Below are 16,168 nucleotides of genomic sequence, written 5' to 3'. Positions count from 1 at the left end.
TGCGCCGTTCCGCAATGATGGGTCCATGACCAGCAAGATCACCGGCAAGGCCATCGCCGCAGGTGCCGCCATCGGCTCGGCCGCCGTCGCCGCGGCGCTCCTCTATGCCACCAGGCGCAAGGAGAAGAACCAGCCGACGCAGCTCGGCCCCATCCCTTCGGGCGAGCCTCCGGAAACCGATTGATGGAGCCGCTGCGCGAGGTGGAAGGCCGGGCGATTCCGTTCGGCACCAGCAACGTCGATACCGACGTCATCATCCCCGCTCACTGGCTGAAGACGGTGACTCGCGACGGGCTCGGCCGCGGTGCGTTCGAAACCGTGCGTTCCGCCCCCGGCAACGTGTTCGACCAGCCCGCCTTCGCCGGCGCGCCGATCCTGATCGCTGGCGACAATTTCGGCTGCGGATCGAGCCGGGAACACGCGGCATGGGCGCTGCTCGACCTCGGCATCCGCGCCGTGATCGCGCCCAGCTTCTCGGACATCTTCAGCGGCAATGCGTTCAAGAACGGCATCCTCACCGTCGTGCTGCCCCAGGATCAGGTCGACCGGCTGCTTGCCGTCGCGCAGGATCATCCGATCACGATCGACCTGGAAAGCCAGGTCGTGACCACGCCGTACCAGGACCGCTTCGCCTTCGCGATCGACCCGTTCCGCAAGCAATGCCTGCTGGAAGGGCTGGACGAGGTGGGGCTGACGATGGCCCGGGGCGATGCCATCGCGACATACGAAGCGCGCCAGGCGCGCGACATGCCCTGGCTCGCCAGCGCAACGGAGACGATCGCATGAAAGCACTTCGCACCCACGCCGTCGGCGGACCGGACACGCTCACGCTCGACACGGTGGACGATCCCGTCCCCGCGGCGGGCCAGGTCGTCGTCGCGGTAAAGGCCTGCGCGATCAACTTTCCCGACACGCTGATGATCCGCGACCTCTACCAGTTCAAGCCGGAGCGCCCCTATGCCCCCGGCGGGGAGATCGCCGGAGTGGTCGAATCCGTCGGTGAAGGCGTTACCGCGTTCAGGCCCGGCGACCGGGTGTTCGGCGGTATCGGCAACGGCGGACTGGCAGAAAAGGTCGCGGTCGATACGCGGCGCCTGTTCCCCGTGCCCGAGGGCGTGCCGTTCGAAAAGGCCGCGTCCCTGATGATGACTTACGGCACCACGATCCACGGACTGAAGGATCGCGCGCACATCAAGCCGGGCGACGTGATGCTGGTCCTCGGCGCGGCGGGCGGCGTCGGGCTGTCGGCGGTGGAGCTCGGCAAGGCATTCGGCGCGAAGGTGATCGCCGCCGTCTCCAGCGAGGAAAAAGGCGAAGTCGCCCGGCGGGCCGGCGCGGACGATGTCGTCATCTACCCGCGCGAGGCCATGGACAAGGATGCATCAAAGGCCCTCGCCAACGCGTTCAAGGCGGCGTGCGGACCCGAAGGCGCGAACATCGTCTATGACATCGTCGGCGGCCAGTATTCCGAACCCGCCCTTCGCGCGATCGCGTGGGAGGGCAAGTTCCTGGTGGTCGGCTTCCCGGCCGGCATCGCGAAGATGCCGCTCAACCTCACCCTGTTGAAGAGCTGCGATATCTGCGGCGTGTTCTGGGGCGCCTTCACCATGCGCGAGCCGGAGAAGTTCAAGGCGCAGGCGGCCGAATTGTTCGAGCTGTTGAAGGCGGGCAAGATCGATCCGCTGATCTCCGAGACGTTCCCGCTCGAACGCGGCGGCGAAGCGATCGCGAAGCTGGAGAACCGCGAAGCTGTCGGCAAGCTGGTCGTCACCTTCGACTGACCTTGCCGCCCCTGCCCGGCCACCCTATGACTTGCGCTCAACATTTCACGAAGGACCGACATGACCGACTTCAAGGATCGTGAGCGCGGCGAGGAACGCAAGTTCGCGATGGACGAAGAAACCGCCTTTCGCGTGGCGGCGCGGCGCAATCGCCTGCTGGGCCAGTGGGCGGCGGAAAAGATGGGCCTCACCCCTGAAGAGACCGACGCCTACGCCAAGGCGGTGGTCCAGGCGGACTTCGAGGAAGCGGGCGACGAGGACGTGATCCGCAAGGTGCTGGGTGACCTGACGGGCGCTGGCGCGGACGTCGACGAAGCGGCGGTTCGCGCGGCGCTCGAGGAAAAGAGCGTCGAGGCACGGCGCCAGTTGATGAGCGAGAGCTGAGCCCCATGGCGATGCCCGCGTTCGAGATCGAGGCACTGATCCGCAGCGCCCTGCCGGATGCGGAGGTCGTGATCCGCGACCTTGCCGGCGACGGCGACCACTACGCCGCGCATGTCGTTTCGTCCGCGTTCGCCGGGAAGAGCCGCATCGCCCAGCACAAGATGGTCTATGCAGCGCTGGGGGAGCGGATGGGCGGGGAACTCCACGCCTTGCAACTCACCACCGCGGTTCCCAACTGAAGCGCCAATCCTCGTTCCCAAGAATCGGAAGGTCCGGGCCATGTCCGACGTCAATCAGCGCATCAGCGATATCGTCCAGAACAACCAGGTGGTGCTCTTCATGAAGGGCACCCCCCTGTTTCCGCAGTGCGGATTTTCCAGCCGTGCGATCCAGATCCTGGACCACTGCGGCGCGCCGTACGAAACGGTCGATGTCCTGCAGGACATGGAAATCCGCCAGGGGATCAAGGCCTACAGCGACTGGCCGACGATTCCGCAGCTTTACGTGGGCGGCGAATTCCTGGGCGGCAGCGACATCATGATGGAAATGTTCGAAGCCGGCGAATTGCAGCAGCTCCTCACCGAAAGGGCTGCTCCCGGCACCGCCTGACCGGCGCCTTTGTACGGACAAATTGTGCCCCGTTCGGCTGGGTAGGCCGGACGGGTTTTTCATGTCCAGGGTTGGGTGCGGTCGGGGAGGCGGAGCCAGGAAACCCCGGGGAGACACCGGGGGCAACCAGGGAGACAAAGGGGCTCCGCCTCGATCGAAGACCGTTGGGTATCGGTTTACCAGCACATCCCGTGCCAAGTGGCGCCAACCCGGGAAAACCGCGGCTCGCGATGGTTAATCTCCTTAACCGGGCTTCGGTATTGTAAGGCACGCCGACAGTCCGTGCGCGATAATCGCTCTTGGCAAGCAACCGGTGTCCAGCCAGACTCGCGCGATGGACCCGAACGCGCCGCAACCTTCGATCCCCGCAGCCACCGTGATCGTGTTCCGGCGCGCGCCTTCCGGTGGCCCGCCCCAGATACTGATGGTCACCCGCTCCAACGCGATGCGCTTTGCCGGCGGGATGGCCGTGTTCCCAGGCGGACGGGTCGACGAAGCGGATCGCCAACTCGCGGAGACGTTCGACCACGCGTTCGACAACGAAGAGGCTGCCCACCGGATCGCCGCCGTTCGCGAGACGCTTGAGGAGGCAGGCCTGGTCATCGGCATCCGCGAGGTGCCGAGCGATTCCGAAGCGCGGCGCGCCCGGGCATTGCTGCTCGAACGCGGCGAGCTCGCGCCCGTGCTGGCCGCGATGCAGTGGACGCTCGATCTTGATGCACTGGTGCCATTTGCCCGCTGGCACCCGCGAAACGAACGCCTGCCGCGAATCTTCGATACGCGCTTCTACCTCGCCGATCTCGGCACCGGGGCGGTCGAACTGGAGATCGACGCGACGGAGAACACGCATCTGTTCTGGACCAGCGCAGCGGATGCACTGGACGCGGCGGAGCGCGGCGAGGTGGACCTGATATTCCCCACGCGCCGCAATCTGGAACGGCTGGCGATTTTTCCCGATTTCGCCGCCGCGCGGGCGCAGGCGCAGGCTACGCCTGTCCAGACGATCTCGCCCTGGATGGAGGAGCGTGACGGCGAACCATGGCTGATGATCCCCGCCGACGCCGGCTACCCGGTTTGCGGGGAACGTCTCAGCACGGTGGCGCGCGCCTGACAGGTGACGCGCGAAAGGCGGCCAGGCGGACACCCGGATCGTTCGACACGTTCACTCCCCCCGATCGCGAGATGCGCCTGCAAGGGACCGAAGCGGTCTGACGCTTCACCGAAAGCAGATTTCGTTACCGGGCCTCGCAGCTCGTTCCGGCGGCCGAGGCGCCTTTGCCCTATCCAGTTGGGCGACGGGGGCGCGTGAATTCGGTAACGCACGGGTTGAGGGGATGACGTCGATGGAGCGGCCTAGGAGGATCGAACTCCTGTGAACGGGATGGAAGCCCGGTGCCTAACCACTCGGCCAAGGCCGCCCTGCCACGGCAAGTGCGGTACATCGCGGCGCGGAGGCGATCGATGGTCCAACGGATGGGGCCAGCCTGTCTCACGAAACCCCCGGGCTCTGCGCGCCGGCACGATCGCGCCGGCGGAGCGTTCAGCGGCTATGGAAACCGGCGCATTCGGTCCCTTATACCGCGTCGCCCGGTTGCTGAAGGGCGACAACGCGCGGGTCGACCCGCTGAGCCAGGGCGGCCCGCGAGGATGAAGGCCCGCTGGAACAAGGATCCCGGCGCGGGTTTCGTCAGCGGCGCCGGTCCATATGTCAGGGATTTCCGCAAAATGACGGCGGCACTGGAGAACCGGACATGATTCCCGCAACAGCGACGGTTGAGGAGGCGAGGACCGCGGTCGGCACGTTCTTCGGGCTGCCGCCTCTCACGTCGGCCGACCTCGGCAATCTTGCGGTGGCGGCGGCCATCGTCGTGGTGGTGGTCCTGATCGACCGGCTGGTCGGCAACCGGGTGGGCCGGTGGCTCGAGCAGGCAGTGGTTCCCCGGTTCGCGGAATCCGAGCACAAGGTGCCGCTGGCGAGCGACCATGCGGCCCGGGCGGTCGCGGCGGTGCTGACGATGGCGTTCCTGACGATCGCTGCCGCCGGCCATGACTGGCCCCCGTATTCGAGCCTGCTGTTCGACCTTGCGATTCCGCTCGCCGCCGCGGTCGCGGCGCGGCGCATCGCGCTGGCGCTCAACGTCTCGCCCAGCGCCGCCCTGGCGATCGCGGCCGTCTGCGGGTTCTGGGTGCTCAGCAGCCGGTACGATCAGCTGGAATGGGTCCAGCGCTCGCTCGACGGGTTCGCGCTGTCGTTCGGCGAAACCCGGTTCTCCCTCCTCGACCTGCTCAGCGTCGGCTTTGCCGGGGTTGTCCTCTACGCGCTGGTCCGGATCGCCAATCGCGGGGCCAGGGCGTTCATCCGCACGCGCCCCAATCTCGACATCACGCAAAGCCTGCTTGCGGAAAAAGTCGCGGCCGTGGGAATCGTGGTGCTGGCCATCTTCCTTGCCATCGACATGCTGGGCATCGATCCGACCGCGCTGTCGATCTTTTCGGGCGGGATCGGCCTCGGGCTCGGATTCGGATTGCAGAAGATATTCAGCAACCTGGCCTCGGGGTTCATTCTCCTGATGGATCGGTCGATCAAGCCGGGAGACGTGATCGTCGTCGGCGACGCGGTCGGCGAGGTCAAAAAGATCGGCACGCGTGCCGTTTCCGTGATCACGCGCGACGGCAAGGAACACCTCGTCCCCAACGAACTGCTGATGACCGAGCGGGTGGAAAACTGGAACTATTCCTCGCGCGATGTCCGCATCCGCATGTCGCTCCAAGTGAGTTACGACAGCGATCTCGATCTCGTGGAGGGCCTGATCCACGATGCCACGCGGGAAAGCCCGCGCGTGCTCAATGCTCCCAGGCCCGCGGTCCGCATCACCAATATAAGCGAAAACGGCATCAAGCTGGAAATCCGCTTCTGGATCAGCGACCCGGAAGACGGCCTGGGCAACATCCAGAGCGAGATTTACCGCAGGATCCTGGCGAAGTTCCGCGAGAATGACATCGTCATGCCCAACCCCGGGCAGGAAATCGCGATCGTGAAGCTGCCGGAGATTTCGATCAGGCGCATGGACGAAAGCTAGCGGCACTCCCCCCGGCCACCCTGCCCCTTTTGCAGAGCCGGGGCGCAGCGCTCTTCGCCGCGCGCGCGATCAGACCAGTGTCGCGGTCTCCGCGATCTGGGCGATACCGCGCTTGCCGTTGGCGTCACGGCCCAGTTGCACGATCACGTCGATCACGCTGGCGGCGTAGGCGATCGTGTCGCTGCGGGTGAGGCCGATGCCCGTCTGCATCACCATCAGGGCAAGCTGATCGAGCGCCCCGCGCAGGCTGTTGGCGTGGATGGTGGAGAAGCTGCCGGGATGCCCGGTGTTGATCGCGCGCAGGAAGCTCACGCTTTCCGCCCCACGCAGCTCGCCCAGCACGATGCGGTCGGGCCGCAGGCGCAGTGCGGCCTGGAGCAGTTCGTTCGGCGTCACCTTGGCCTCGCCCAGCTCGCCCTTCACCGCGACGAGACCGACGCCGTTTTCGCCCGGAAGCCGCAGTTCGGGCGTGTCCTCCACCAGGATCACGCGCTCGTGCCGCGGGATTTCGCCCAGCATGGCGTTGAGGAACGTCGTCTTGCCCGTGCTCGTGCCGCCGGAGATCAGGATGGTCCGGCGCTGGCGAATGGCGGCCCGCAGGAAATCGACGGGCCGCGCCTGCGGATCGGGCAGGTTCGCCGCATCCGCCGGCGCCAGCGGGCCCGTGTCATAGGCGTCGAGCGGCAGGTCCAGTCGGCGGTGGCGCCGGATCGCCATCGCCCAATGGCTGCGCGCCGCCGGGGGCCCGCAGAACTGCACGCGCGCGCCGCCCGGAAGCGTGGCGCCGAGCAGCGGATGTTCGCGGTTGATGCCCTGGTGGCTGACCCGGGCGACCTGTTCGGCCAGCCGCTGGATCAACCGGTCGTCGATCTCCGGCGCCTGGACCCGCTGCATGCCGCCGGCGCTGGCATCCTCGATCCACACCTCGCCCGGCCGGTTGACCAGGATCTCGGTCACCGTGTCGCGCGCCAGCCAGTGAGCGAACGGCGCGAGGTAGGCGTCGAGATAGACGCTGCGTTCCGCGGCGCCGCTGCCTTCGGCGCCCGGCAGCGCGTGGATGTCCGCCGTCACTTGACCGCGGGGACCTGGCTGAAATCGAGGTCGCGGGCGGTGAACACGCGGATCGGCTCGCCCTGCCGCACGCGCACCGTGGGCGCGATCTGGCCGTCCTGTTGCAGCGCCGTGCTCGCCGCGCTGGTCCCGCCGCCCAGCACCACCGACGCCCCGCCCGAGGCGAGCCCGCCGATCACCGAGAGCAGGATCGAGGAACCGAACCGCTTGAAGAAGTGGCTGTTGACCGATCCGGCAAGCCCGGTCGTCCCGTCGAAGCCGACTGCGGGCGAGGCGAGGTTGACCGATGCCCCGTCAGGCCGGATCAGCCGGGTCCAGATGACGTAGGCGCGCTTCTGCCCACCTTGCAGGCCCGACTGGTACTGGCCGATCAGCCGGCTGGAGCGCGGCACCAGCACGCGCGATCCATCGAAGCTGCGGACATCCTGGCTCACCACCGCGCGCACGAAGCCGGGGACGTCGGTGTTGATGGCGGTTTCCAGCACCGCCGGGATCAGCGTGCCTTGCGTCACCGTGGTCTGCGGATCGACCATGGCGCGGGCCTGGGCCGGGCCGCCGCCGACCCCGCCCACGCGGCTGGCGAAGTCACCCGCGCTCGCCCCCGCAACCTCGCCAGGGGCAGGGACGGTCGCGGCATCGCCGACGCCCCCGGCGATATTGCCGGCGTCGAACACGACCGTCGGGTTGGCATAGGGGTTCGCGGCCGGCAGCGGGGCGGCGGCGGGCATGTGCGCCAGCACCGGCTGCGGCGCCGGGTCCGCGCGCGGAACCCCGGCCGGTTGCGTCTGGGGGCCGGGCGCCACGGTGGTCACCGCTTCGGGCGGGATGACGACAGGCCCCGGAGCCGGAGCGACTTGCGCCCCGCCCACGCCTTCGGCCTTTTCGGTCCGCGCGGCGTTCATGCTCCACAGCGTGACCGCGCCGAGCAGGCCGATCACCGCGACCCCCGCGGCAAGGCCGAGCCCGTCGGACTTGCCCTTGCGCTGCGTGACCGCGGGGAAAGCGTTGCGGCTGGCGAGATCGATGATCTCCGCGCTTTCGCCTTCGCGCGGGTCGAGGTCGTTGGCGACGGCGCTGTCACCCGGCTTCCTGGCCGGCAGTCGCATGGCGAGGCGCATCAGCGTGTCCCTCCGTTCGGGGCGAGATCGGTCCGGGCAAGTGCCGCCTGCGGGTTTGCCGGCACCGGCACTGGCGCAACCGCCGGCGCGGGGCGCACCGGCCCGGCGTTGGTCAGCGTCGCAGCCTGCTTGCCGGACCGCAGAACGATCTCGCGCGGGACGCCGTCGACCACGATCACGTCGCCGCGCACGGTGAAGTTCACCGGGCCTTCGGTCCCGGCTTCGTCCTTGATGAGGATGGCCGGAACCGGGCTGCCCGCCGGCCACGCGAGGAACGTGGCGGTGCCATCGTCATAGGTCCGCGCGGGCAGCAGCTTGCGATCGCCCTTGGCCCCCCAGGCGAAGTTGAGCGCGGCGGGATCGGTCACGGTTTCCGGCGCGCTCGCGGCGGCCAGTTCCTCCGCCGTCGGGCCGCCAGTTTCCGCCATCTGCGCCTTGGGTTCGTCAGGATAGGTGAAGCGCAGCACGTAAAGCGGGCGCGCACCGGCGCTGGCGACGAGGTCGAACAGGTAGGTGCGCCGGTCGGTCACCACGGTCATGTTGGTCGCCGCGCTGGCGGCGAGCGGCTTCACGAACAGCAGGTTGGCGCGCTTGTTCGGCGTCACCTGCCAGGCCTGCGAATCGCCGATCGCGACGTTCTCGATCCGCTCGTCGTCGGCGAACTGGATGGTCGCCTGCACTTTCGTGCGCCCTTCGATCCGGACCACGGCAGCGGGATCGTAGAACCGTTCGACGATCCGCGCATCGTTCGCGTGCGCGGCGGCAGGCAGCACCAGGGCAGCCAGGAGGGGCAGGATGCGTATCATTTCATCTTCTCCGAAAGACGGGGCGGCGGCGCGCGAAACCGGCTGCCGATGCCGCGCGCCCGGGCCACGCCCGGTGCATTGCCGGGCCCCTGCTGTCCCGGCGCTGAAGCGACCGTGTTGGTGACGATCCGCGTGTGCCGCCCCGGCGCGACCCCGGCCACGCCGGCATCGTTCGCGGCGGGCGCGGTGGCGAAGGCGGTCACCGGGATGCGGCGGTCGGCCGGCCCGGCGGAAGCGGCGCCAGCAGTTGCGGGCAGCGCGGGCGACGCGGCCGGCATGACGGCAGTGGTGGCCGCAGCCCCGCCGCTGCCACCGCGCGAATCCTTGTCGGGGACCAGCCCGAACACGCGCCAGCCGCCGACCATCGTGCCGGTGACTTTCAGCACCATCACCATCAGGGCCATGTGGACCGCGCCGACCAGGAAGAAGGCCATCGCCGCCTGGCTGTCGATCTGGCCAGGCGTCTGGGTGAGCGAGCCGAGGATGGGCACCGCCAGTTCCAGCATCACGCTGCCGCCCAGCACCGCGAGCAGCGGCACCAGCGCCAGCATGACAAGCCCTTTGAGCCAGCCCGTGAACAGCCCCCGCGTGCCTGAAAACAGCGCCATGACCACGAAGATCGGCCCGACCGCGATCAGCACGGCCAGCGCGATGCGCGCCGTCACCAGAACGCCGACGGTGCCCAGCATGAACAGCATGGCGCCCAGCCACATCATCCCTTCCGGCGAAAACGCCGAAATGTCCTTGCCTTCCGCCTGGCCGGGGCTGGCCTGCTGGAGCGCCTGGAAAACCACGTCGATCTTCTGCGCGAAGACCTGCGTGGCGGAACCTCCGCTGCCGGTTATGATCGTGGCGATCTGGTCCGGCCCGCCCACGGCGAGATTCCAGACGACCGAGCTGTAGGCGACCCAGCTTGTCGCAAATGTCAGCACCAGCCCCAGCGTCATCATCCGCGGGGTCAGCGACCGCACGCCAAGGCTGGCGCGCCCCAGCAGCAGGTTGATCGCGAAGAACGCGACGTACAGCGTCAGCAGGATCGTGAGGACGGTCAGCAGCGCGCCGCCGGGCGCGAACAGCCGGCCGAACGCTGCGGCGGTGGTTTCCCCCGCCACGCAATCGACCGCCTGCAGGGCGGCGGCGACGCCGTTGCCGACCTGCCCGGCGATCTGGTCGCAGGCGGCGCTCATTCGGCAGCCAGGCGGAACGGCACGTCGGCCTCCGCGCTGTCCTCGACCGTCGTGCCGCCGGGCCAGGCGTGACCGGTCAGCGGACCGAACCAGTCGGCCGGGCTGTCGCCCACCGCCTCGCGCAGCAGGTCGAGCCGGCGAACGGTGCTTTCGCGGCCCGACAGTACGGCCAGGACCTCGGGCGCGCCCGACAGGTCGAGCCGGACGACGACGCTGGCGTCGGGCTGGCGGATCAGGAATGCGCGGCTGTGCGCCGGCAGGCTGCGGATCAGCGCCAGTTCGTGGTGAGTGAGGCCAAAGCCGTCGCAGTAATCCTCTGCCCGGGCGCGGGCGTTGGGCATGAACACCGTCGTGGCGGTCTGTTCGACCAGCGCGGTGGCGATGCGGCTTTCCAGCGCGTCGCGCGCGGACTGCGTGGCGAAGCCGACCAGCGCGTTGCGTTTCCGCAGCGTCTTCAGCCAGTCGCGGATGCGGGCGGCGAACACCTCGTCGTCCAGCGCCTTCCAGCCTTCGTCGATCAGGATCATCGTCGGCTTGCCGTCAAGCCGCTCCTCGATCCGGTGGAACAGGTACATCATCGTCGGCGTGCGCAGGCGCGGATTTTCCAGCAGCGCGGTCATGTCGAAACCGAGCACGCGCGTTTCGAGATCGAGCCGGTCGTCCGCATTGTCGAACAGCCAGGAATGCTCGCCTCCATTGATCCACGCTGTCAGGCGATCGGCGAGGTCGCCTGGCTGCGGCCGCCGCGCCCCGCTCAGCAGCTCGCGGAAATGGCGCAGCCGGCGGAGGGAGGGATCGTTGGCATAAGCAGCGTCGACCGCGCCGGCGATCGTTGCCAGTTCTTCCGGCCCGTCCGCCTTCAGAAGCACGCCCAGCCAGTCGCGCAGAAAGGCACGGTTCCCCGGGGTATCGGGCAGCGACAGCGGGTTGAACCCGGTCGGCAAGCCGCTGGCGATCCGGTCGTACCGCCCGCCGATGCCGCGGATGAACAGTTCCGCACCGCGGTCCTTGTCGAACAGGATCGTCCGGGGCGAAAACTTCTGCGCCTGCGCGGCAAGGAAGTTCATCACCACCGTCTTGCCGGAACCGGACGGCCCGATGACGGTGAAGTTGCCGAGATCGCCGGAATGGAAGTTGAAGAAGAACGGCGTGCTGCTGGTCGTCTGCAACAGCGTGACCGCTTCGCCCCAGTGGTTCCCGTCCGCCTGCCCGAGCGCCATCCCGTGCAGGCTGCCGAAGCTCGCCATGTTGGCGCTGGAGATCATCGCGCGGCGGGCGATGTAGGCCTCGTTCCCGGGGAACTGCGCCCAGAACGCCGGTTCAAGGTTGGTGTCTTCCCGCACCACTATGGCGCCGGTGTCGGCCAGCGCGGCGGCGCAGGCGGCGGTCGCCTCGTCCAGCGCGGGCAGCGTGGTTTCCCGGACCAGCACGGTGAGGTGATGATCGCCGAAGCCGACCGCGCCGTTGCCCAGCGCGTCACGCGCTGAGAGCATGTCGGCCCGTTCCGCCATCGCTTCCTCGTCCGCGCTCTTGAGGCGGCGGAGGGCCAGGTCCATCCGCTCGCGCGCGGTGGTCCGTTCGGCGGGGGCGTAGCTTTCCGAAACGACCATCTCGAACGGCTGGCGCAGCAGCGCGTCGAGCAGGCCCGGGCTGGTCGCTTCGGGATAGTCCTTGAGACTCAGCATGGCGGCGAAGCCGGGCGCGCCGCTGCCGCGCAATTCCATCGCGTCGAGCCCGAAGCTCGCCCGGCGGTAGGGCAGCATGTGCCCGATGTCGGTGCCGTCCGCCGGCCGCCGCACGGGGCGCATCTCGCCGTTGTAGAGCGCGCTGAGCAGTTCGAGGATCTCGTTGTTGGTCGCCCCGCTCGGCCCTTCGTAATCCGACAGCAGCGCCGCGCCGTAGGCCTGCAGGCTGGCGACGAGACCGGTGGCCGCGGCCTTCAGCGATCGGATGTCCTTCGGGTCGGCCTCCACCTGCTGCTGGCCTTTCCGGGTCCACAGCTTTCCGGCCCTTTCCGCCAGCCCGGCCCGGCCCCGCGCCGGGCGGCGGATGAGGGTGACGAACTGGTCGTTCACGAACAGCGAACCGCCGGCCAGGCGTTCCTTCCACCGGCGGTCGATGTGGGCAGACAGCGGATCGGCGAATTCGGCGTCGAGCTCGATCTCCACCCGCCGGCGCACGACGTGATGATAGAGCACGAACCGCGCATCGAGCGTGGAGCGCAGCATCACCTCGCGCGTGGCGGCGTGATGGTTCAGCGCGTCCGAATCCTCGGTCTCGAACAGCAGGCCGGGCACCTGCAGCGCCGTCATCACGCTGCCGTCGCGCAGCAGCACGGTGCTGCCGTCGATCAGCCGGGCATAGGGCAGGCGGTCGCCCGCGCGGGTTTCCTTCGCGCTCCAGGCGGCGGCGCCGATCCACTTGGTCATGCGGACCCCAGTCCTTTCGCTACGCGGCGTAGCTGTTGCAGCCCCAGCGCTTCCAGTTCGGCACGCGCGGGCATTTGCTGACTTTCGTCAGCCAGAGATCGAAGATGCGGGGTTCGCGCAGGCAGGCGAAATACCCGAACAGGTGGAACACCACCGCGGCGGGCAGGGCCCACCAGCTGCCGGTGATGAGGAACAGCTCCGTCGTCAGCGCGAAGTTGATGATGAAGTAATTGTACGTCACCCCGGCGAACATCTGCGGGCGGGTCAGCGCGCGGTGGACCGGATGGCGGACAAGCTCCATCGTCAGGCGGCCCCGGCCGCGCCCTGGATGCCCGCGACGATGCTCGCCGCGCCGAACAGGATGAACACGCCGATGATCACCGTCGCGCCGAAGCGCCAGTTCAACCGGCCGGTCAGCATCATGAAGCCGACCGCGGCAACCGCCATCACCGCGACGGCCGTGGCGACGTTGCCCAGCAGCGTGCCCTGCAGCCAGCCCAGTGCGGCAACGATCGGGCCCGATCCGGCCGGATCCGCCGCCTGCGCGAACGCGGCGGTCGGCGAGAGCATCGCGGCGAGTGTTACGAGACGTGTTCCGTGGCGAAAGAGAATTCTCATTGACTAGTTCGTGTCCCTCGAATGGTTGGACAGGCGCCCCATGATCGCGGCGACATACCCTTGCGTTTCGCGAATGCGCGGGATGCCGCCCGCGGCGATGACCCGCCCCGGCCCCGCGTTATAGGCGGCCAGCGCTTTCTCGATATTGCCGTCGAACCGGTCCATCTGCGCCCGCAGGTAGCGCGCCCCGCCCTCCAGATTCGCGAAGGGATCATCGGGGTTTACGCCCAGTTCCCGCGCGGTTCCCGGCATCAGTTGCGCCAGCCCCCGCGCCCCGACCGGAGATCGCGCATCGGCCCGCCAGCGGCTCTCCTGCCAGACCAGCGCCTCGATCAGGGTCGGCGACAGATCGAACCGGCGGGCGAGTTCCGCCACCTTGGCCGCATAGACCGCCGGCACCATCCCGGCCTGGCGCGCAGCGTCCGCCACGGCCTGGGGCGGCACGGCGAAATCGGCGCCGAGTTCGGATATCGGGGCGGCCTGATCCTGCACGGACACCGCCGGCGCGGCGGCGAGCGCGCCGGCGATCCAGCGCGGCCCGTCCGCCCCGATTTCCAGTACATCGGCCTGCGCAGGGGCCGCGGAAACGACCAGCGCGATGGCGGCGAGGCCGCGCAATCTGGCGAGAATCATCGCAAACACCCTCCGTCCCGGCGCCCCTGCCTACACTAGATGACAGCGCAGTGACAGATTCCTGAACGTCGCGACCGGTCCCTTCGTCATACAGCAAAGCGGCCCGCCGGGCCACCCCGGCGAGCCGCCACTCGCATGCGGTTGTGCGCCGGCCGCCTAGCGCCGAGCGGTGCGCACTCCGCCTGCCAGCGTGCCGCGATTGATCGACGCCAGCGCCCTCAGCGCCAGGTTGCGCGAATCGGCCCACTCACCGGTCGCTGTCTCGAGATCGGCGCGCGCGTCGGCAGCAGCAGCCCGTTCGAACATGGTGCGTGCGCGCTCCGTGTCCCCCTGGCGGGCATATGCGACGCCGAGGTTGATGAGGCGCGCCGGGTCGCCTTCGTCGAGCGCGGCATTCGCCTCGATCCGCTCGACCGCGGCGCGGTTATCGCCTGCCAGGAGTTCGCGATATGCCACGTCGGCCGGCGCTTCGGCCGCCGGACCAGGCGCCATCATCAGCGCGGTAAAGATCGCGATCATCGACATGGTGTGGCTCCTCTCAAATACCGTTCTGCCGAGATCATGCCGACTTTAACTGCAACTGCAACAAATCTGTAACAGTGTCATTTTTGCGTAATATTGCCGGGAGCAGAAACCTGCACTCAGGCTCGATGCGCGACGCGAAAGTCAAGCGACCGTCATAGTTCGGTCATCTTCTGCGATCCGGCCGTTTGCCAAGAAACTGTCACGTAGCGGGCCTAGCCGGCGAGCCGCGACTTGCGTTCGCGCACATCGATTCTCGGGTTTTTTGAGGGGACCGCTTCCGTGACTACCATCAAGCGTACAATCGCCCTGTCGTGCAGCATGCTGGCCCTGGCCGGTTGCGGCGCGGACGACATCGCATCGCCCGGTACCGGGGGCGACGTGAACATCACCATCCCGCCTGCGGCTCCCGCGCCGACACCCACGCCGACGACCGGCACTTCGGTCGCCGCGGGGGCCTGCCCCACCCTGACCAACGATGCCAGCGTCATGTTGACCGACCGCGGAACGATCAGCGGTCCGACCGGCAGCTATCGCATCTGCGAACTGCCGAGCCTCGTCACCCGCAGTGTGACCCTGCCCAAGCTCGCCGGCGTGCTCTACGCGCTCAACGGCCGCGTGGACGTTGGCTGCGATGGCGGATTCAGCGCGCCGACCGCAGGCGCGCCGCATGCGTCCACCACCGTCGGCTGCGGCACCCTGACCGCCGACACGAACGTGACCCTCTCGATCGACCCGGGCGTGGTCATCTATGCCCGCACCGGCCAGTCGTGGCTGGCCGTCAACCGCGGCAACAAGATCAACGCGGTGGGCACCGCCACTGCGCCGATCGTGTTCACCAGTCAGGACAACGTCGCCGGCCTCAACACCGACAACTCGATCGGCCAGTGGGGCGGCGTCGTGCTGCTCGGCCGCGGCCGCGTGACGGACTGCGCAGTGGGCACGGTCGCTTCGGGCACCTGCGAACGCGATACCGAAGGCGCCGTCAACCTCGCCCGCTTCGGCGGTGCGGACGACAGCTACAACGCGGGGCGCATGAGCTACGTGCAGCTGCGCTATTCTGGCTTCGTCCTCAGCGCCAACGCCGAACTTCAGGCGCTCACCACGGGCGCCATCGGCACCGGCACCACGCTCGACCATATCCAGTCGCACAACAGCTCCGACGACGGGGCCGAACTGTTCGGCGGCGCGGTCAACATGAAGTACTATGTCGTCACCGGCGCCGACGATGACAGCCTCGACGTCGACACCGGCGCGCGCGCCAACATCCAGCACGCGCTGATGATCCAGCGGCCCGGACAGGGCGACGGCCTGATGGAAATCGATTCCAACGGCCGCGAGAGCGACACGCCGCGCACGCGACTCAACCTGGTCAACTTCACCGCCATCCAGCCGCAGGCCAGCGCCAACAACGATGCGGGCACCCGCGCGGCGTTCCATATCCGCGGCAATGCCGACGTAGCGCTCTACAACGGCGTCGTGTTCAGTCCGAACAACGAATGCATCCGGTTGACCGGGGCGGCCGACACGGCGCTGCGGGCGACGCTCACGGCTCGGTCCGTCGTGATGACCTGCAACGCGGCGAAGTACATCGGGGACGGCAGCTACACCGCCGCCTCCGCCGCCTCGGCCTTCGGCTCGGGCGCAAACAACAACAACGACGCGTTCACCAGCACGCTGACCATGACGTTCGTCAACGGCGCCAACGAAGATGCCGTCGTCCCGACCGACCCGACCGGCCTGTCGAGCTTCTTCGCGGCTTCGCCCAGCCCTTACCGCATCGGCGCGGCGTGGGGCGGCAACACCGCCTGGGCCGCCGGATGGACCTGCAACAGCGGCTACGCACCGCTGGGCGGCGGCAGCAACTGCACCAGCCTGCCGGTTATCTGACCGACACGCGAAGGCGAAAGGGGGCGGCCGCGCGAACCGC

Annotated in this window: 17 protein-coding genes, 1 tRNA gene and 1 pseudogene; 9 read left to right on the top strand and 10 right to left on the bottom strand. The window is 68.4% G+C overall.

Annotation, left to right across the window (positions count from 1 at the left end):
• The first annotated feature begins 25 nt into the window (after positions 1-25).
• The 7 genes and pseudogenes from GRI40_RS11590 to GRI40_RS14150 form a co-directional block, all read left to right on the top strand.
• Positions 26-184 (top strand): isopropylmalate isomerase, encoded by a 159-nt coding sequence (locus GRI40_RS11590; RefSeq protein WP_160611736.1) that lies wholly within the window; start codon positions 26-28, stop codon positions 182-184.
• The gene (leuD, locus tag GRI40_RS11585; RefSeq protein WP_160611735.1) at positions 184-786 is read left to right on the top strand and encodes a 3-isopropylmalate dehydratase small subunit; all 603 of its coding nucleotides are present in this window, start codon (positions 184-186) and stop codon (positions 784-786) included. The genes GRI40_RS11590 and leuD overlap by 1 nt, the downstream gene beginning before the upstream one ends.
• Positions 783-1,781 carry an NADPH:quinone oxidoreductase family protein gene (locus GRI40_RS11580; protein ID WP_160611734.1) on the top strand — a complete coding sequence of 333 codons (999 nt, stop codon included), beginning with the start codon at positions 783-785 and terminating at the stop codon, positions 1,779-1,781. Before leuD ends, GRI40_RS11580 begins: the two co-directional genes overlap by 4 nt.
• Before the next feature lie 60 nt (positions 1,782-1,841).
• Positions 1,842-2,165 (top strand): DUF1476 domain-containing protein, encoded by a 324-nt coding sequence (locus GRI40_RS11575; RefSeq protein WP_160611733.1) that lies wholly within the window; start codon positions 1,842-1,844, stop codon positions 2,163-2,165.
• Between the two features lie 5 nt (positions 2,166-2,170).
• Entirely contained in the window at positions 2,171-2,404 is a 234-nt protein-coding gene (locus GRI40_RS11570; protein WP_160611732.1) for a BolA family protein, read from the top strand.
• A gap of 40 nt (positions 2,405-2,444) precedes the next feature.
• Positions 2,445-2,774, top strand: coding sequence for a Grx4 family monothiol glutaredoxin (gene grxD, locus GRI40_RS11565; protein WP_160611731.1), 330 nt, complete (start codon positions 2,445-2,447; stop codon positions 2,772-2,774).
• 799 nt (positions 2,775-3,573) lie between these two features.
• A pseudogene (locus GRI40_RS14150) lies at positions 3,574-3,666 on the top strand (NUDIX hydrolase); the annotation flags it as partial.
• A 452-nt stretch (positions 3,667-4,118) separates the two neighbouring features.
• On the opposite strand, the gene GRI40_RS11555 reads toward GRI40_RS14150, so the two are convergent.
• Positions 4,119-4,192: transfer RNA gene (locus GRI40_RS11555), tRNA-Gly, on the bottom strand.
• A gap of 333 nt (positions 4,193-4,525) precedes the next feature.
• Here GRI40_RS11555 and GRI40_RS11550 point away from each other — a divergent pair.
• Positions 4,526-5,854 carry a mechanosensitive ion channel family protein gene (locus GRI40_RS11550; protein WP_237489162.1) on the top strand — a complete coding sequence of 443 codons (1,329 nt, stop codon included), beginning with the start codon at positions 4,526-4,528 and terminating at the stop codon, positions 5,852-5,854.
• 69 nt (positions 5,855-5,923) lie between these two features.
• Here GRI40_RS11550 and virB11 read toward each other — a convergent pair whose 3' ends face one another.
• The 9 genes from virB11 to GRI40_RS11505 all read right to left on the bottom strand — a co-directional run bounded on the left by virB11 (position 5,924) and on the right by GRI40_RS11505 (position 14,241).
• On the bottom strand, positions 5,924-6,925 hold the full coding sequence (virB11, locus tag GRI40_RS11545) for a P-type DNA transfer ATPase VirB11 (protein ID WP_160611730.1): 1,002 nt from the start codon (positions 6,923-6,925) through the stop codon (positions 5,924-5,926).
• The gene (locus GRI40_RS11540; RefSeq protein WP_160612069.1) at positions 6,922-8,031 is read right to left on the bottom strand and encodes a TrbI/VirB10 family protein; all 1,110 of its coding nucleotides are present in this window, start codon (positions 8,029-8,031) and stop codon (positions 6,922-6,924) included. Before GRI40_RS11540 ends, virB11 begins: the two co-directional genes overlap by 4 nt.
• 11 nt (positions 8,032-8,042) lie before the next feature.
• Positions 8,043-8,849 (bottom strand): TrbG/VirB9 family P-type conjugative transfer protein, encoded by an 807-nt coding sequence (locus GRI40_RS11535; RefSeq protein WP_160611729.1) that lies wholly within the window; start codon positions 8,847-8,849, stop codon positions 8,043-8,045.
• A complete protein-coding gene (locus GRI40_RS11530) occupies positions 8,846-10,036 on the bottom strand; it encodes a TrbL/VirB6 family protein (protein WP_160611728.1) in 1,191 nt (396 codons plus the stop codon). The genes GRI40_RS11535 and GRI40_RS11530 overlap by 4 nt, the downstream gene beginning before the upstream one ends.
• Entirely contained in the window at positions 10,033-12,465 is a 2,433-nt protein-coding gene (locus tag GRI40_RS11525) for a VirB4 family type IV secretion/conjugal transfer ATPase (RefSeq protein ID WP_160611727.1), read from the bottom strand. The genes GRI40_RS11530 and GRI40_RS11525 overlap by 4 nt, the downstream gene beginning before the upstream one ends.
• Before the next feature lie 19 nt (positions 12,466-12,484).
• On the bottom strand, positions 12,485-12,766 hold the full coding sequence (locus tag GRI40_RS11520) for a VirB3 family type IV secretion system protein (protein ID WP_160611726.1): 282 nt from the start codon (positions 12,764-12,766) through the stop codon (positions 12,485-12,487).
• 2 nt (positions 12,767-12,768) lie between these two features.
• Positions 12,769-13,083: a TrbC/VirB2 family protein gene (locus tag GRI40_RS11515; RefSeq protein WP_160611725.1), complete on the bottom strand. Its 315-nt coding sequence runs from the start codon at positions 13,081-13,083 to the stop codon at positions 12,769-12,771.
• Positions 13,084-13,086: 3 nt separating this feature from the next.
• Positions 13,087-13,716 carry a lytic transglycosylase domain-containing protein gene (locus GRI40_RS11510; RefSeq protein ID WP_160611724.1) on the bottom strand — a complete coding sequence of 210 codons (630 nt, stop codon included), beginning with the start codon at positions 13,714-13,716 and terminating at the stop codon, positions 13,087-13,089.
• Between the two features lie 156 nt (positions 13,717-13,872).
• A complete protein-coding gene (locus GRI40_RS11505; RefSeq protein ID WP_237489161.1) occupies positions 13,873-14,241 on the bottom strand; it encodes a tetratricopeptide repeat protein in 369 nt (122 codons plus the stop codon).
• Positions 14,242-14,559: 318 nt separating this feature from the next.
• On the opposite strand from GRI40_RS11505, the gene GRI40_RS11500 reads away from it, so the two are divergent.
• Positions 14,560-16,128 carry a hypothetical protein gene (locus GRI40_RS11500; RefSeq protein WP_160612067.1) on the top strand — a complete coding sequence of 523 codons (1,569 nt, stop codon included), beginning with the start codon at positions 14,560-14,562 and terminating at the stop codon, positions 16,126-16,128.
• Positions 16,129-16,168: the final 40 nt, after the last annotated feature.

It is taken from the genome of Tsuneonella aeria, assembly GCF_009827495.1.
GTDB classification, from domain to species: Bacteria; Pseudomonadota; Alphaproteobacteria; order Sphingomonadales; family Sphingomonadaceae; genus Tsuneonella; species Tsuneonella aeria.
This window is presented reverse-complemented; position numbering and strand designations above follow the sequence as displayed.

Excerpts from the sequence above, each read along its gene's own strand:
- GRI40_RS11540 (WP_160612069.1), bottom strand. The coding sequence starts at position 8,031 with ATGCGACTGCCGGCCAGGAAGCCGGGTGACAGCGCCGTCGCCAACGAC.
- GRI40_RS11550 (WP_237489162.1), top strand. The coding sequence starts at position 4,526 with ATGATTCCCGCAACAGCGACGGTTGAGGAGGCGAGGACCGCGGTCGGC.
- GRI40_RS11500 (WP_160612067.1), top strand. The coding sequence starts at position 14,560 with ATGCTGGCCCTGGCCGGTTGCGGCGCGGACGACATCGCATCGCCCGGT.
- GRI40_RS11505 (WP_237489161.1), bottom strand. The coding sequence starts at position 14,241 with ATGTCGATGATCGCGATCTTTACCGCGCTGATGATGGCGCCTGGTCCG.
- GRI40_RS11510 (WP_160611724.1), bottom strand. The coding sequence starts at position 13,716 with ATGATTCTCGCCAGATTGCGCGGCCTCGCCGCCATCGCGCTGGTCGTT.
- leuD (WP_160611735.1), top strand. The coding sequence starts at position 184 with ATGGAGCCGCTGCGCGAGGTGGAAGGCCGGGCGATTCCGTTCGGCACC.
- grxD (WP_160611731.1), top strand. The coding sequence starts at position 2,445 with ATGTCCGACGTCAATCAGCGCATCAGCGATATCGTCCAGAACAACCAG.
- GRI40_RS11590 (WP_160611736.1), top strand. The coding sequence starts at position 26 with ATGACCAGCAAGATCACCGGCAAGGCCATCGCCGCAGGTGCCGCCATC.
- GRI40_RS11580 (WP_160611734.1), top strand. The coding sequence starts at position 783 with ATGAAAGCACTTCGCACCCACGCCGTCGGCGGACCGGACACGCTCACG.
- GRI40_RS11575 (WP_160611733.1), top strand. The coding sequence starts at position 1,842 with ATGACCGACTTCAAGGATCGTGAGCGCGGCGAGGAACGCAAGTTCGCG.
- GRI40_RS11530 (WP_160611728.1), bottom strand. The coding sequence starts at position 10,036 with ATGAGCGCCGCCTGCGACCAGATCGCCGGGCAGGTCGGCAACGGCGTC.
- GRI40_RS11570 (WP_160611732.1), top strand. The coding sequence starts at position 2,171 with ATGGCGATGCCCGCGTTCGAGATCGAGGCACTGATCCGCAGCGCCCTG.
- GRI40_RS11520 (WP_160611726.1), bottom strand. The coding sequence starts at position 12,766 with ATGGAGCTTGTCCGCCATCCGGTCCACCGCGCGCTGACCCGCCCGCAG.
- GRI40_RS11515 (WP_160611725.1), bottom strand. The coding sequence starts at position 13,083 with ATGAGAATTCTCTTTCGCCACGGAACACGTCTCGTAACACTCGCCGCG.
- GRI40_RS11535 (WP_160611729.1), bottom strand. The coding sequence starts at position 8,849 with ATGATACGCATCCTGCCCCTCCTGGCTGCCCTGGTGCTGCCTGCCGCC.
- GRI40_RS11525 (WP_160611727.1), bottom strand. The coding sequence starts at position 12,465 with ATGACCAAGTGGATCGGCGCCGCCGCCTGGAGCGCGAAGGAAACCCGC.